Annotated in this window: 14 protein-coding genes and 3 tRNA genes; 10 read left to right on the top strand and 7 right to left on the bottom strand. The window is 70.7% G+C overall.

All coding sequences use genetic code 11. The annotated features are described in order from the left end of the window. Positions 1-22: 22 nt before the first annotated feature. The gene (locus tag MT346_RS12780) at positions 23-1438 is read right to left on the bottom strand and encodes an NlpC/P60 family protein (RefSeq protein WP_243563456.1); all 1416 of its coding nucleotides are present in this window, start codon (positions 1436-1438) and stop codon (positions 23-25) included. A 32-nt stretch (positions 1439-1470) separates the two neighbouring features. Further along, entirely contained in the window at positions 1471-2775 is a 1305-nt protein-coding gene (locus tag MT346_RS12775; RefSeq protein WP_243563455.1) for a M23 family metallopeptidase, read from the bottom strand. Between the two features lie 311 nt (positions 2776-3086). Between MT346_RS12775 and MT346_RS12770 the strand changes: the two genes are divergently transcribed. The 3 genes from MT346_RS12770 to MT346_RS12760 all read left to right on the top strand — a co-directional run bounded on the left by MT346_RS12770 (position 3087) and on the right by MT346_RS12760 (position 3379). Beyond that, positions 3087-3159: transfer RNA gene (locus tag MT346_RS12770), tRNA-Glu, on the top strand. Positions 3160-3228: 69 nt separating this feature from the next. Continuing rightward, a tRNA-Asp gene (locus tag MT346_RS12765) sits at positions 3229-3305 on the top strand. 1 nt (position 3306) lies between these two features. Continuing rightward, positions 3307-3379: transfer RNA gene (locus MT346_RS12760), tRNA-Phe, on the top strand. Between the two features lie 151 nt (positions 3380-3530). On the opposite strand, the gene MT346_RS12755 is transcribed toward MT346_RS12760, so the two are convergent. Further along, entirely contained in the window at positions 3531-4541 is a 1011-nt protein-coding gene (locus tag MT346_RS12755; protein WP_243563454.1) for an aldo/keto reductase family protein, read from the bottom strand. A gap of 103 nt (positions 4542-4644) precedes the next feature. Between MT346_RS12755 and MT346_RS12750 the strand changes: the two genes are divergently transcribed. Beyond that, positions 4645-5643, top strand: coding sequence for an SDR family oxidoreductase (locus MT346_RS12750; protein ID WP_243563453.1), 999 nt, complete (start codon positions 4645-4647; stop codon positions 5641-5643). Positions 5644-5796: 153 nt separating this feature from the next. Here the strand turns inward: MT346_RS12750 and rocD are convergent, their stop codons facing one another. Next, positions 5797-7032: an ornithine--oxo-acid transaminase gene (gene rocD, locus MT346_RS12745; protein ID WP_243563452.1), complete on the bottom strand. Its 1236-nt coding sequence runs from the start codon at positions 7030-7032 to the stop codon at positions 5797-5799. Continuing rightward, positions 7032-7922: a dimethylargininase gene (ddaH, locus tag MT346_RS12740; protein ID WP_374202527.1), complete on the bottom strand. Its 891-nt coding sequence runs from the start codon at positions 7920-7922 to the stop codon at positions 7032-7034. The genes rocD and ddaH overlap by 1 nt, the downstream gene beginning before the upstream one ends. A 220-nt stretch (positions 7923-8142) precedes the next feature. On the opposite strand from ddaH, the gene MT346_RS12735 reads away from it, so the two are divergent. From MT346_RS12735 to MT346_RS12720, 4 genes are all read left to right on the top strand, one after another. After that, positions 8143-8580 carry an Lrp/AsnC family transcriptional regulator gene (locus MT346_RS12735; protein ID WP_243563451.1) on the top strand — a complete coding sequence of 146 codons (438 nt, stop codon included), beginning with the start codon at positions 8143-8145 and terminating at the stop codon, positions 8578-8580. 90 nt (positions 8581-8670) lie between these two features. Next, complete coding sequence (locus MT346_RS12730; RefSeq protein WP_243563450.1) at positions 8671-9042, top strand: hypothetical protein; 372 nt, start codon at positions 8671-8673, stop codon at positions 9040-9042. A gap of 20 nt (positions 9043-9062) precedes the next feature. Next, positions 9063-9893, top strand: coding sequence for a nitroreductase family protein (locus MT346_RS12725; protein WP_243563449.1), 831 nt, complete (start codon positions 9063-9065; stop codon positions 9891-9893). After that, the gene (locus MT346_RS12720) at positions 9890-10675 is read left to right on the top strand and encodes a YqjF family protein (RefSeq protein WP_243563448.1); all 786 of its coding nucleotides are present in this window, start codon (positions 9890-9892) and stop codon (positions 10673-10675) included. Before MT346_RS12725 ends, MT346_RS12720 begins: the two co-directional genes overlap by 4 nt. 237 nt (positions 10676-10912) lie before the next feature. On the opposite strand, the gene MT346_RS12715 is transcribed toward MT346_RS12720, so the two are convergent. Continuing rightward, positions 10913-11542, bottom strand: coding sequence for a hypothetical protein (locus MT346_RS12715; RefSeq protein WP_243563447.1), 630 nt, complete (start codon positions 11540-11542; stop codon positions 10913-10915). Between the two features lie 78 nt (positions 11543-11620). Here MT346_RS12715 and MT346_RS12710 point away from each other — a divergent pair, with 78 nt between their 5' ends. Next, positions 11621-11962 carry a hypothetical protein gene (locus MT346_RS12710; RefSeq protein ID WP_243563446.1) on the top strand — a complete coding sequence of 114 codons (342 nt, stop codon included), beginning with the start codon at positions 11621-11623 and terminating at the stop codon, positions 11960-11962. A 246-nt stretch (positions 11963-12208) separates the two neighbouring features. Then, positions 12209-12409: a hypothetical protein gene (locus MT346_RS12705; protein ID WP_243563445.1), complete on the top strand. Its 201-nt coding sequence runs from the start codon at positions 12209-12211 to the stop codon at positions 12407-12409. A 13-nt stretch (positions 12410-12422) separates the two neighbouring features. Here MT346_RS12705 and MT346_RS12700 read toward each other — a convergent pair whose 3' ends face one another. Beyond that, the gene (locus MT346_RS12700) at positions 12423-13148 is read right to left on the bottom strand and encodes a tyrosine-protein phosphatase (protein ID WP_243563444.1); all 726 of its coding nucleotides are present in this window, start codon (positions 13146-13148) and stop codon (positions 12423-12425) included. Between the last annotated feature and the right edge of the window lie 43 nt (positions 13149-13191).

Below are 13191 nucleotides of genomic sequence, written 5' to 3'. Positions count from 1 at the left end.
CGATGCGCCGTCGTGTGGGGGACTACATCGAGCCCGACGGACGGGCGACGTACGGCAGCAGGTCGCCCGTGCCCCAGACCGCACGCTCGACGACGCCCACACCGGGTCGCGCGGCCTCGATCATGCGGCCACCGCCCGTGTAGATCGTGTCGTGGTACCCGCCCGACGCGGCACCGTTGTGCGAGAAGAACAGGATGTCGCCGGCCTGCCGTTGCGACAGCGGCACCAGCCGACCGATCGAGCGGAAGTAGTTGTACTGCCAGACGACGTTGTGGCCGCCGGTCGCGATGCCCTGCGAGCTGTAGGCCATCATCACCAGGCCGGAGCAGTCCCAGGTGTTCGGGCCTGCACCACCCAGGACGTAGGCGTCGCCGAGCTGCGCGCGGGCGAAGGCGATCGCGCCTGCGGCCTTGGACGGGGTGCTCGGCGCGGTCGGCGTCGTCGGCGCGGGAGCCGGTGCCGGGGCTGGTGACGGCTTCGACGGGGCAGGAGCCGGCGCGGGCGCGGGAGCTGGCGCTGGGGCCGGGTTGCTGTTGCCGCCGCCGCTGTTGTTGTTGTTGCCGGACTTGCTCGGGGTGCCGCCGGTGCTCGGTGCGGGGTTGTTCGTGGTCGTCGTGCCCGTCGGCGCGCTCGATCCGCTGGCCGCGTCCTTCGCTGCCTGCGCCGCCAGCTGCGTCTCCGCCTGCTTCGCGCGCTGGTCCGAGTAGTAGGCGCTCTCGGTCGCGACCGTCGTGCCCTTGAGGAACGCGAGCTGCTCGAGCACCTCGTTCTGCTGGTTCTGCGCGTCCTGCAGCTTGCCGCTGGCCTGGGCCGCGACAGCGTTGGCGGTGTCGAGCGCTGTCTTGGTGGCGTCGGTCGCCTTCCCGAGGGCCTTCGTCGCCTGGCTCTTCTGGGCGGCGACCGAGTCGAGCGTGTTCTGGTCGGCCTGGGCCTTGGCCAGGACCGTCGCCGAGCGCTCCGACAGGTGCGACATCGTGCCGACCTGGTAGAGCAGGTCCTTGGCGTCCGAGGCGTCGACCAGCATGCTCGTCGTCAGGTCCCCGCCGCCGCTGCGCGAGAGCTCGACCACGAGCGCGGCGACCTGGCCGGCGGATGCGTCGGCGGCCTGCTTCGCGCGCTTGGCCTGGGCGTCCAGGTCGTCGAGCGTGGCCTGCGCCTCCTGCTGTTCCGATGCTGCCAGCGCGTACGTCTGCCCGGCCTGCTGCACCACGACACCGGCCTGGTCGGCGGAGTCCTGCAGTCCGGACAATCGCGAGGCGAGCTCGTCGACCGTCTGCTGCGTGTCGGCCTGGTCGGCCTTGGCTGCCTGCACGTCCGCCCACGACGGGGCCGTCGCGGGGGTCGCCCCTGCCGGTCCGGCGATGCCCACCGACAGCCCGATGCCGAGCAACGAGACGGTGGCGATGCCGCAGGCGAGGGAACGCGCAGGCTTCTTCATGTGGTGTCAGGGCCTCTCGGGCGCGCACACGGTCATACCGAGATCCCCCGCGCAGCCATGAAGGGGACCGGGTCGACGGCAGCGCCACCCACCCGGGTCTCGAAGTGGAGGTGGCAGCCCGTGGACCAGCCGGTCGAACCGACCTGGGCGATCTGCTGCCCGGCGGAGACCTGCTGGCCGTTCGCGACCATGATCCCGCCGTTGACGATGTGGCCGTAGGCGGTGGAGATGCCGCCGCCGTTGTCGAGGATGACCTCGTTGCCGTAGCCGCCGCCGTTGCCGGCGAAGGTGACGGTGCCGGAGTGCGCCGCGTAGATCGGCGAGTAGCAGCCCGGTGCCAGGTCGACGCCGGCGTGCAGCGCGTGTGCGTGCGTGTAGGGGTCGATGCGGTAGCCGTAGGGGCTGGTCTGGTAGCCGGCACTCGGGCGGACCCAGCCGGACGACGTGGGGGCGCCACCGCCGGAGCCGTTCGAACCGCTGCCCGAACTGCTGCCGGCTGCGGGGGTGCGCGCGGCGGCAGCCGCGGCCTCGGCACGCTGCTTGGCGAGCGCGGCCTGACGGGCCTTCTCGACCTGCACGCCCTTGTTGTACTTCGCCTCGACGTCGGTGGCGTTCGAGGTCAGGAGCGTGAGCTGCGCCTCGAGCCGTGCCTGGTTGTCGTTCTGCGCGTCGACCGCGGTCTGTGCGGCGTCTGCGGCGCTCTGCGCGGCCTGCATCTTCTGCTGCGCCGCGTCGGCCAGGGCGCCGAGCGCCTTCTTCGCCGTCTCGGACTTGTCCGACTGCGCCTGGGCGGTGCCGCGGTCCTGGGTCGCCTGCGCGTAGATGCCGTCGGCCTGTTCGCTGAGCTTCGACATCGCGCCGAGCTCGTACAGGTAGTCCTTGGAGTCGGTCGGGTGCGTGAGCAGGTCGGTCGTGACGTCGTTCGCACTCGCCCGCCCGAGCTGCGCCGCGAGCTGACCGGCCTGCGCCTCGGACTGCGATGCCGTCTTCTCCGCGTCGTCGGCCTGCTGCTGGAGCTTCTGCTGCTGCAGGGTCGCCGCGTCGTACTTGGTCTGCGCCGTCTGGTAGGCCGTGCCGGCGTCCTCGGCAGCCTGCTGCTTGGCGGTGGCCTGCGAGGTGAGGTCCGCGATCAGGCCCTTGATCTCGGTGACCTTGTCCTGTTGCGCCGACTGCGAGGCCTTGGCGGCCTGCACGTCGCTCCAGCTGGGGTAGCTCGTCGCCGACGCACTGTCAGTCGGTGCGATGGCGGCAACGGCCCCGGCCGTGAGCACGACGGCGACCGCGGCGGCGATCACGCGGCGGCGGAAGCTGAGGAGGGAGAGGGAGGAGGTCGACATGGTCTCGATTTCGTAACAGCGCGGCATGGCTCACGCACGTAACACTGTCAACAAGCGCAACAGTAACAACAGGTGCCGGCCCGGTGCAGCCCCTCGCACGAGGGACACGGCCGACGACGATGCTCGCACTCGAACACCGACGGCGCAGAATCGCAACCCGCAGATCGGTGGCAGGTCCGTGGCGAGTGAAGCCCGCGGAGCACCCCCGGCCGGGTGCGACACGCCGGGCGACACGGGCGCGACGGGTCCGATTTGTCATCAGCGCGGGGCTTCCGTATGCTTGACCTCCGGTGCAGCGATGTACTGCTTGCGGCCCCATCGTTTAGTGGCCTAGGACACCGCCCTTTCACGGCGGCAGCACGGGTTCGAATCCCGTTGGGGTCACTCCACGTGAGACAGCAAGCAGCACGGACCGACACCACAGCATGATCAGCACCACCAGTAATTCAACATGGCCCTGTAGCGCAGCTGGTTAGCGTGCCGCCCTGTCACGGCGGAGGTCGCGGGTTCAAGTCCCGTCAGGGTCGCCACGGCTGGATAGCTCAGTTGGTAGAGCGTTCGACTGAAAATCGAAAGGTCCACGGATCGATGCCGTGTCCAGCCACGGTGAAAGGCCCCTCACGGAAGTGAGGGGCCTTTTTCCGTGGTGCGGCTTCGGGTGTTCTGCGTGCGCGGTTTGCGCCCGAACAACCGGAAGCACCTCGAACCACGGCGATGCGCGGCGCGAGGTGCTTTCGGTTGTACGACCGAACCCGTCAGGCCTCGCGGGTCTTCGGGCTGCTGTCGTTCGTCTTCGCGGGGTCGCGCTCCACGACACCACCGAGTGCGTCGTCGATGCGCGACAGCAGCTCGGCCGGGATCGTCACACCTGCGGCGCCGGCGTTGTCGTGCACCTGCTCCGGACGCGATGCCCCGATGATCGCCGACGCGACGTTCTCGTTCTGCAGCACCCACGCCACCGCGAGCTGCGCCATCGACAGGTCGAGTTCCTTCGCGATCGGCTCGAGCGCCTGCACCGACGTCAGGACCTCGTCGCGCATGAACCGCTTGATCATGTCCGCGCCGCCCTTGTCGTCCGTGGCGCGCGACCCCTCGGGCAGCGGCTGACCCGGCTTGTACTTGCCCGTCAGCACCCCCTGGGCGATGGGCGACCAGACGATCTGCGAGATGCCGAGTTCCTTCGACGTCGGCACGACCTCGGCCTCGATGACGCGCCAGAGCGCCGAGTACTGCGGCTGGTTCGAGACGAGCTGGAAGCCGAGCTCCTTCGCCAGTGCCGCACCCGCGCGCAGCTGCTCGGCGGTCCACTCCGAGACACCGACGTACAGGACCTTGCCCTGGCGCACGATGTCAGCGAAGGCCTGCATGGTCTCTTCGAGTGGCGTCTCGTGGTCGAAACGGTGCGCCTGGTACAGGTCGACGTAGTCGGTCTGCAGGCGGCCGAGCGACCCGTCGATCGACTCGAGGATGTGCTTGCGCGACAGTCCGACGTCGTTGTGGCCCTTGGGTCCGGTCGGACCGAAGACCTTCGTGGCGATCTCGAGCGACTGGCGTCGTTCGCCCTTGAGCGCTTCGCCCAGGACGGTCTCGGCGCCGGTGTTGGCGTAGACGTCAGCGGTGTCGAACGTCGAGATGCCGACGTCGAGCGCTGCCCGGACGCAGGCGATGGCCGCGTCGTTCTCGACCTGGGAGGCGTGGGTCAGCCAGTTGCCGTAGGTGATCTCGGAGACCTTGAGGCCCGAGTTGCCGAGGTAGCGGTACTCCATGTGCGTGTCACTCCTGTCGTGGCCGCGTCGATGCGACTCACGGGGTGACGGTAGTCCCCCGAAACTGCGCGGCATCCGACGCCGCACGTGGTTTCGTGGACGCATGACCAGCAACGGAGCGAGTGTCCTGTTCATCGGCGGGAGCGGCGTCATCAGCGCCGCGTGTGTGGCGGAAGCGACCCGACAGGGGATCGACGTCACGGTCCTGAACCGCGGGACCACCGGGGGCAGGCCGCTGCCCCAGGGTGTGGAGCGCCTCCAGGCCGACGTGTCGGACCGTGACGCCCTGGCGGCCGCACTCGGCGACCGCCACTTCGACACGGTGGTGAACTGGATCGCGTTCACGCCCGACCAGGTGCAGGCGGACATCGACTTCTTCGCCGGCCGGACCCGGCAGTACGTGTTCATCAGCTCGGCCTCGGCGTACCAGACACCGGCGACGCACCTGCCGATCACCGAGTCGACGCCGCTGAAGAACCCGTTCTGGCAGTACTCCCGCGACAAGATCGCGTGCGAGGACCTGCTCATGCAGGCGTACCGCGAGCAGGACTTCCCGGTGACGATCGTCCGGCCGTCGCACACCTACGACGAGACGAAGCTGCCCCTGTCGGGCGGGTGGACGGCGGTCGCGCGCATGCGGGCCGGCAAGCCCGTCATCATCACGGGTGACGGGTCGTCGCTGTGGACGCTGACGCACAGCCGGGACTTCGCGGTCGGCTTCGTCGGGCTGCTCGACAACGCGTCGGCGATCGGCGAGGCCTTCACGATCACGAGCGACGAGGCCCCGACGTGGAACCAGATCGCCGCGGAGATCGCGGCGGCGGCCGGCGTGGACGACCTGCGCATCGTGCACGTGCCGGCGGACGCGATCGCCGCCGTGGACGCGGAGTGGGGCGCGGCGCTGCTCGGCGACAAGGCGAACAGCTCGGTGTTCGACAACAGCAAGATCCGCTCGCTCGTGCCCTGGTACCAGCCCCGCACGCCGTACCGGCAGGGTGTGCGCGAGGTCATCGCGTGGTACGAGGCGCACCCCGACGAGCAGGTCGTCGACGAGCGGCTCGACGCCCTGATGGACCAGCTCGCCGAACGCTGGGCGGTCTAGCTGCCGCGCGTCCGTCGAGGGACCAGGAATCGTCGGGTGGTTCGGGCCGACTCGACGATTGCTGCTCCCTCGACGGGGTCCCGCACGGCGCGGACGGGGCGCGGACGGGGCGCGGACGAGCGCGGACGGGAGGCCCGGTGCGGGTCCGCCGCGTCAGCTGCGGTCGTGCAGGACGGCGCGCAGGGCCCCGATCGCGTCCGCGATCTGCTCGTCGGTGACGACGAGCGGCGGCGCGAAGCGGATCGTCGACCCGTGGGTGTCCTTGACCAGGACCCCGCGTGCGGCCATGGCCTTGGCGATCTCCTTGCCGGTCCCGATCGCGGGGTCGATGTCGATGCCCGCCCACAGTCCGGCGACCCGGTGCGTCACGACACCGCGTCCGACCAGGTCGTCGAGCAGCCCGCGCAGCAGCGGTTCGCCGTCGAGGGCGCGCTGCTGGAACGTGCCCTCGGCCAGCATCGCGACGACCTCGGAGCCGACGGCAGCGGCCAGCGGATTGCCGCCGAACGTCGACCCGTGCTCGCCCGGACGCAGGACGCCCAGGACCTCGCGCGAACCGACAACCGCGGACACCGGGACGATGCCGCCGCCCAGGGCCTTGCCGAGCGTGATCAGGTCGGGGCGCACGCCGACGCGCGACACCGCGAGGGTGTGCCCGGTCCGACCCAGGCCGGACTGGATCTCGTCGGCGATGAACAGCGCGCCGAACTCGTCGCAGACCGCACGCACGGCCGGCAGGTAGTCGGCCGGTGGGATGACCACGCCACCCTCGCCCTGGATCGGCTCGAGCAGCACGGCCACGACCGTGTCGTCCATCGCCTCGCGCAGCGCCGACGCGTCGCCGTACGGCACCGTGCGGAACCCCGGCGTGTACGGGCCGAAGTCGTTGCGGGCGTCGGGGTCGTCCGAGAACGAGATGATCGTCGTGGTGCGGCCGTGGAAGTTGCCGCTCGCGACGATGATCGTGGCGCGGTCGGCGGGCACGCCCTTGACCCGGTAGCCCCAGGCACGGGCGACCTTGATGGCGGACTCGACGGCCTCGGCACCGGTGTTCATCGGCAGGACCATGTCGGTGCCGGTGAGCTCGGCGAGCGCCGCCGCGAACGGGCCGAGCCGGTCGCTGACGAACGCACGGCTGGTCAGGGTGACGCGGTCGAGCTGCGCCCGCGCGGCATCGAGCAGCCGGGGGTTGCCGTGGCCGAAGTTCACGGCCGAGTACGCCGCGAGCCCGTCGAGGTACTGCTTGCCGTCGACGTCGGTGACGGTCGCACCCGAGCCGGATGCGATGACGACGGGCAGTGGGCTGTAGTTGTGGGCGAGGGAGCGGTCCTCGACGGCGAGCGCCGCCGCGGTCGCCGGACCCGTCGCGGTGACGTCCGTGGTGCGCATCAGGACCGCGCCACAGAGGTGCCGGTGCCGACCGGGTGCAGGTCGAGCGTGCAGCACTTCACGCCGCCGCCGCCGAGCAGCAGCTCGGACAGGTCGACGCCGATCGGGTTGTAGCCCTTCTCACGCAGCTGGTCGGCGAAGGTGGTGGCGCGTGCGGCGATCACGACGTTGTACCCGTCGGAGTACGAGTTCAGGCCGAGGATCGCGGCGTCTTCCTCGGTGGCGATGATCGCGTCGGGGAAGCGTTCGCGCAGGATCGCCAGCGACGGCTCGTCGAACGCGCTCTCGAGGTACGCGATGTTGCTGGTCCCGTCCGCGGACGGCTCCGGGTCGAGCACGGCGATCGCGGTGTCCAGGTGGTAGAAGCTCGGGTTGATGAGCTTGAGGGTGACGACCTCGCGTCCGTAGACCTCGGCGAGCTCTTCGTGCGAGGTGCTGTCCGATCGGAAGCCGGTCCCCGCGTAGATCGTGTTGCCGATGAGCAGGAAGTCGCCTTCGCCCTCGTTCGTCTCACGCGGCTCGGCGACGGTCAGGCCGGCGCTGCGGAACCAGTCCATGTACGCGGGGCCCTCGGGCTGGCGCTCGGGGTACTGGAACTTGGCGCCGTACGCGACACCGTCGAGCACGAAGCCGCCGTTCGCCGCGTAGACCATGTCCGGCAGGCCGTCGATCGGGTCGATGTACGCGATGTCGAAGCCGAGCTGCTCGTAGACGTCGACGAGCGATTGCCACTGCTGCACCGCCTTGGACGTGTCCGTGGGCTGCTCGGGGTGCATCCACGGGTTGATCCGGTAGCTCACCGTGTAGAAGTCCGGCTTGCACATGAGGATGGTGCGCTTGGTCGCGGTACGGGCGGGGACCGACACGGTCTCGGTTGTGGGATTCGACACTGGAGTCCTCCTGGGGAACTTCGGGCCCGAGCCTGCCAGGAACCACCACTCGAGGAAGAGCTCGGTGAGATGCAGGCTCACTCACCGTGTTCCAAGGCGGACCAGGTCGACGCCTGGGTTCAGTCTAGGGAGACTCGAGCCCACACAGGCTGCGAACGCGCGCACGTTTCGTGCGTCCAGCACGGCGACCTCGCAAGAACTCCGCGTAGGATCCTCAACGATGGATTCGCTCGACCACCGCATCCTGGATCGACTCCGGGACAACGCCCGCGCCGGCTACGGCGACATCGGGGCGGTCGTCGGGCTCTCGGCGTCGGCCGTCAAGCGCCGGGTGGACCGCCTGGTCGCCGACGGGGTGATCCGCGGGTTCACGATCAAGGTCGACCCCGCGGTCGAGGACCGGGGCACCGAGGCCTGGGTCGAGCTGTACTGCCGCGGCACCGTCTCCCCCGACGAACTGCGTGCGCTGCTGGACTCCGTGCCCGAGGTGGTGGATGCCGGCACCGTGACCGGCAGCGCCGACGCGGTCGTGCACATGCGGTCGCGTGATCTGCCCGCACTCGAAGAGGCGCTCGACCGCGTCCGGTTGGCCCCCCAGGTGGACCACACCCGCAGCGCCGTCGTGCTGTCCCGCCTGGTCTCCCGCGAGACCGCCTGATGCCCCAGGTCGACGCTGTGCCCGTCATCGCCCGCAGCGCCGTCGTGCTGTCCCGCCTGGTCTCCCGCGAGACCGCGTAGCGTCCGCTCCATGGCTCGGATCGTGTCGTCCAGGAGGCCCGGCTCGGCTCCCACAGGATCGCGTCACGCCCGCCGACTGGTCACCGCCGCGACCGCTGCGTACGTCGCGAACTGCCTGTGGGGCACCGCCGTGGCCGTCCGGCTCATCCGGACGAAGAAGCTCCGAGTCGTGCACCACGGCCTGTTCGTCGTGACGGCGACCCTGACGGGTGCCGCCGCGACGACCCCGCTGTGGACACACTCGCGCTCGGCGCTGTTCCTGCTCCCCGCTCTGGTCCCGCTGGCCGTCGCGCCGCGCACGAACCCCCGGTCGAGAGCACACTGGAGCGTTGCGATCGCCGCCGCGCCGTCCTACCTGGGGGCGCTGCTCGCGCGGCGTTGACCGGACAGGAAGGAACGCACGTGGAGCTCTTCGAGGCCATCCGGCGACGGCGCACGACGAACGGGCCGTTCCTGCCCGACCCCGTCTCCCAGGAGCACCAGCGGCTGCTGGTCGAGTTGGCCGGGCGGGCACCGTCACAGCTCAACAGCCAGCCGTGGCGGTTCGTCCTGGTCGAGGAGCGCCCGACCATCGAGCGCGTCGCCGAGATCAGCGGCCGCTCGATGACCCGCACGATGGCCGAGGGCACGTTCTTCCAGCGCTACAAGCCGTACTTCCGGTTCAGTCAGGCCGAGATGGACGAGCGACGCGACGGCATGCTGTTCGACAAGCTCCCCGGGCCGCTCAAGCCGTTCACCAAGCAGGTGTTCACCAAGCGCGGGCAGACCCTGATGAACGCCCTGCGCGTGCCGCAGACCCTGGGCGAGGAGAACCGGAAGCTGGTCGCCGGGTCGCCGTTGCTGCTGGGCGTGATGCTCGACCGTCACGAGTACCGGGCAGAGGAGTTGTCGGGCTTCTACTCGGTGTTCAGCATGGGCGCGGCGATGGAGAACGTCTGGCTCGCGACGACGGAGCTCGGACTCGGCATCCAGTTCGTGTCCTTCCCGATGGAGACCCCGGGTGCGTGGGCCGAGATCGAGGGCCTGCTGCGGGTCCCGCCCGAGCTCGAGCTGATGGCCGTGTACCGGATCGGCTACCTGCCACCAGAGCGTCGGCGACCCGCGATCGACTGGACGTCGAGCGAACGGAAACGGCCGTCGCAGTACGTCTTCCGCGGGACCTGCGACACCCCGCAGCAGGGATGGGACGACGCGCCGGTCGCCGGGCACATCGACGAACGGAGTGACTCGTGACCGCCGGCCGGATCGACGGAGGCGGGTCGGGCCTCCAGGCCGTGTCGTCGGCCGCGCCGGCCCTGACCGGCCGTCCGTGGATCTCGCAGGACTGGCTCGACGTGGTGTTCGTGCACTGGCGGGTCGACGTGTCGGCCGTGGCGCCGCTGCTGCCGGCCGGCACCCGTCCGGACACCATGGCACTCGACGGCAGCGACGACGGTGTCACCACGTGGGTCGGGCTGATCGGCTTCCACTTCACCGACACTCGGTTCCCGCCGCTCGGTCGGCTCGGGCGCACCGGCAGCATCGGGGACTTCGTCGAGGTGAACGTGCGCGTCTACACGCGGGACGACCAGGGCCGGCGGGGTGTCGCGTTCCTGTCGCTCGACGCGGGGAAGTTCCTGCCCACGCTCGGCGCACGCGTGGCCACCGGCCTGCCGTACTGGTGGGCGGACGCCGAGACCCGCAAGCGCGACGGACGCGTCGGCTACGCGATGCGGCGGCACGGCACCCACGTGCGCTCGACGTTCGACGTACGGGTCGAGCCGCAGGTCGCGGAGCCGACGGCGCTCGAGACGTTCCTGACGGCGCGGTGGGGCATGCACGTGCACCGCGCCGGGCGCACGCAGTTCTGGCCGAACGAGCACGCGTCGTGGGAGCTGCACCGGGCCTCGGTGGTGTCGCTGCGGGACGACCTGGTCCGTGCGGCGGGGCTGCCCTTCGCGCTGACGACGCTCGCGCCGGACTCGGTGCTGTACTCGCCCGGTGTGACGACGCGGTTCGGCGCTGGTCGGGGCTGACGCGCCGGCGGGGTGCTGGTGCTGGTGCTGGTGCTGGTGCGACAGGATCGATGTCGTACGACACCGTGGATGTCGCGCGGGCCGCGGGCCGCCACCGGAACGACAGCGCCGATGTCGTACGACACCGTGGATGTCGCGCGGGCCGCGGGCCGCCACCGGAACGACAGCGCCGATGTCGTACGACACCGTGGATGTCGCGCGGGCGGCGGCCGAGGCCGAACCCGGACTCGCAGATGGTCAGTCGCGCGGTGCCCGGGCTGCAGCGCGGAACTGCACGACCGCCACGACCGCGGCGATGACGGCCACGAACCATCCGGCGCCCACCCACACGGCGGACCGATCAGCAGTGATCGTCTGGAGCGTCAGCCCGAGCACGACCAGCACCGCCGCGCCGAACGCCAGGACCAGGGCCGTCACAGCGGCGACGAGCCGGTCGAAGCGCGGGACGGACCGGGCGTTCGAGAACGCCACGATGCTCACGCCGAGCACACCCGGGAAGATCCCGAGGAGCGTCCCGACGGTCAGAGCCGCGAGCGCGACGAGCGTCCCCGTGCCGAAGGCCATCAGGACGCCGACCTGGTGGAAGCGCCACGACGCCGCGCGGGACTGCTCGACGAACGCCCGTCGCCCGGCCACGGCCAGCACGACCGCGCCGACCGCCACGGGCCCCCCGGTCACGATGGCGACGATGGCTCCGAACGCACTGCCGACCACGACACCCACGATGACGACCGCAACGGCGAGGGCGACGGTGAACAGCGGCACCGTCCACACCTCGTGCTGCCGGGTCGGCGTCCGCAGCACCCAGCTCGGCGGTGCCGGTTCGACGTCGTCGTGTTCGACGTCGTCCTGGTCGCGGGTCTCCATCGGCCCAGTCTGCCCGCCGACCAGGCCCACGGCGCCCGGACCCTGCTGGTTCTCCGGCCGAGCCGGTACAACGGGGGCATGAGCGCACACGAAGGCCACTCGTCCGCGACCGCCGTCGAGGGAGCCCGCGCCGTCCTCGGCGCCCTGCACCTCATCCGCTCGGGTCGGGACCGGCGGACGGCGACCTTCCACCGGGTGATCGGCGTGCGCCAGGTCGTGCAGGCCGGGGTGCTCGCCCGCGCCGGTTCCGGGAACGCCCACACCATCGGTGCCGCGATCGACGCCGCGCACGCCGTGACGATGCTGCCGCTGCTGGTCGCGCCGGCTCCGTGGCGCCGGGTGGCTCTGCGACAGGTCGTGCTCGCGACGGCGTTCACGATCGCCGAGGTCGCGCTGGTCGGCACGGGTCGTCGACACTAGCCGGTCCTGCGACGGCCGGACGACGGGGCTGTCGCGCTCCGGCTCGAGCACAGGGGACGCTCAAGAGCCGGAGCGTCGACGCTCTGGCGAGCCTCGGTGGGCAGGGGACCCGCCGATCGGGGTGGCTCGCTGACGACGACACTACCCGGTCCGCACTAAGGGGGACAGACAGGTCCGTACCCCACTTCGGGCGTCAAACGGCCAGACCGAGACGCGCTCTCCGGATCGCCGCGTAGCGTCCAGTGCATGAGCAACAACGAGGAACAGACCGAGCCCGTCATGGACGGTGCCACCGACGCCACCAACCACGAGAAGCTGTCGGGCCTGATCGAGCAGGTCAACCACGACCACGGACACGAGGGCGCCGCGTCGATGGCCGACCACCTGCGCGATCGCATGGACGAGACCGGCGTCGAGTCCGAAGAGGCCGGCGACACCGAGGACTGAACCGGCCCCGCGCTCAGGTGACGGGCGCGCGGAAGGTGCGCAGAGCCTCCAGGTGGTCTGCGTCGAGACCGGACCGGGCGGCGAACCGGTCTGCGTCGAAGTCGGCGACGACGGCGCGGAACGCGTCGGCGACGGTGGTGCCGTGCTCCGCGCACAGTGCCTGAATGCGGGCTTCCTGTCCCTGCACGCCCATCGCGGCGAACAGGTCGTTCGACACCTGCAGGGTGCGCAGGTAGTCGTCGACGATCGCCTGCGGCTCGACGTCCGCCAGGGCCAACAGCACCAGCGCGACGATGCCCGTACGGTCCCGGCCGCCGGCGCAGTGGAACATCGCACCTCCCGGTGCGGCCCGCGCCAGCGCTGCCAGGGCCGCGGCCGTGCGCTCCGGCTTCCGGTCCAGGTGCGGACCGTAGTACAGGGGCGTGCCGACCAGGCCGTTCGACCAGTAGCCGGACCAGAACGCGGTGTCCTGCAGGTCGTCGTGGTCGACCGCCACCGTCGTCAGCCACTCGGGCCGATCGTTCGTGTCCTGCGCGCGCTCCTCGGGCGTCCGCAGGTCGACGACCGTGCGGATGCCCGCATCGCGGACCGCGTCCCATCCCCGTTCGGTGAGCCGGTCCACGGACTCGGACCGGAAGTACCGGCCGCGCGGCGTCGTCCCACCCGAGCGTCGTGGCAGTCCGCCGAGGTCGCGCGCGTTGCGCAGGCCGTCGGCGACGAGGGTGCGGTCGTCAGCCATCCGGCCACGAAAGTGCATGATCCTCATGGATTCCTGGGAGAAT

The sequence above is a fragment of the Curtobacterium sp. VKM Ac-2922 genome (assembly GCF_022815645.1).
GTDB lineage: Bacteria > Actinomycetota > Actinomycetes > Actinomycetales > Microbacteriaceae > Curtobacterium.
This window is presented reverse-complemented; position numbering and strand designations above follow the sequence as displayed.

Excerpts from the sequence above, each read along its gene's own strand:
- MT346_RS12780 (WP_243563456.1), bottom strand. The coding sequence starts at position 1,438 with ATGAAGAAGCCTGCGCGTTCCCTCGCCTGCGGCATCGCCACCGTCTCG.
- MT346_RS12775 (WP_243563455.1), bottom strand. The coding sequence starts at position 2,775 with ATGTCGACCTCCTCCCTCTCCCTCCTCAGCTTCCGCCGCCGCGTGATC.
- MT346_RS12755 (WP_243563454.1), bottom strand. The coding sequence starts at position 4,541 with ATGGAGTACCGCTACCTCGGCAACTCGGGCCTCAAGGTCTCCGAGATC.
- MT346_RS12750 (WP_243563453.1), top strand. The coding sequence starts at position 4,645 with ATGACCAGCAACGGAGCGAGTGTCCTGTTCATCGGCGGGAGCGGCGTC.
- rocD (WP_243563452.1), bottom strand. The coding sequence starts at position 7,032 with ATGCGCACCACGGACGTCACCGCGACGGGTCCGGCGACCGCGGCGGCG.
- MT346_RS12735 (WP_243563451.1), top strand. The coding sequence starts at position 8,143 with ATGGATTCGCTCGACCACCGCATCCTGGATCGACTCCGGGACAACGCC.
- MT346_RS12730 (WP_243563450.1), top strand. The coding sequence starts at position 8,671 with ATGGCTCGGATCGTGTCGTCCAGGAGGCCCGGCTCGGCTCCCACAGGA.
- MT346_RS12715 (WP_243563447.1), bottom strand. The coding sequence starts at position 11,542 with ATGGAGACCCGCGACCAGGACGACGTCGAACACGACGACGTCGAACCG.
- MT346_RS12710 (WP_243563446.1), top strand. The coding sequence starts at position 11,621 with ATGAGCGCACACGAAGGCCACTCGTCCGCGACCGCCGTCGAGGGAGCC.
- MT346_RS12705 (WP_243563445.1), top strand. The coding sequence starts at position 12,209 with ATGAGCAACAACGAGGAACAGACCGAGCCCGTCATGGACGGTGCCACC.
- MT346_RS12700 (WP_243563444.1), bottom strand. The coding sequence starts at position 13,148 with ATGGCTGACGACCGCACCCTCGTCGCCGACGGCCTGCGCAACGCGCGC.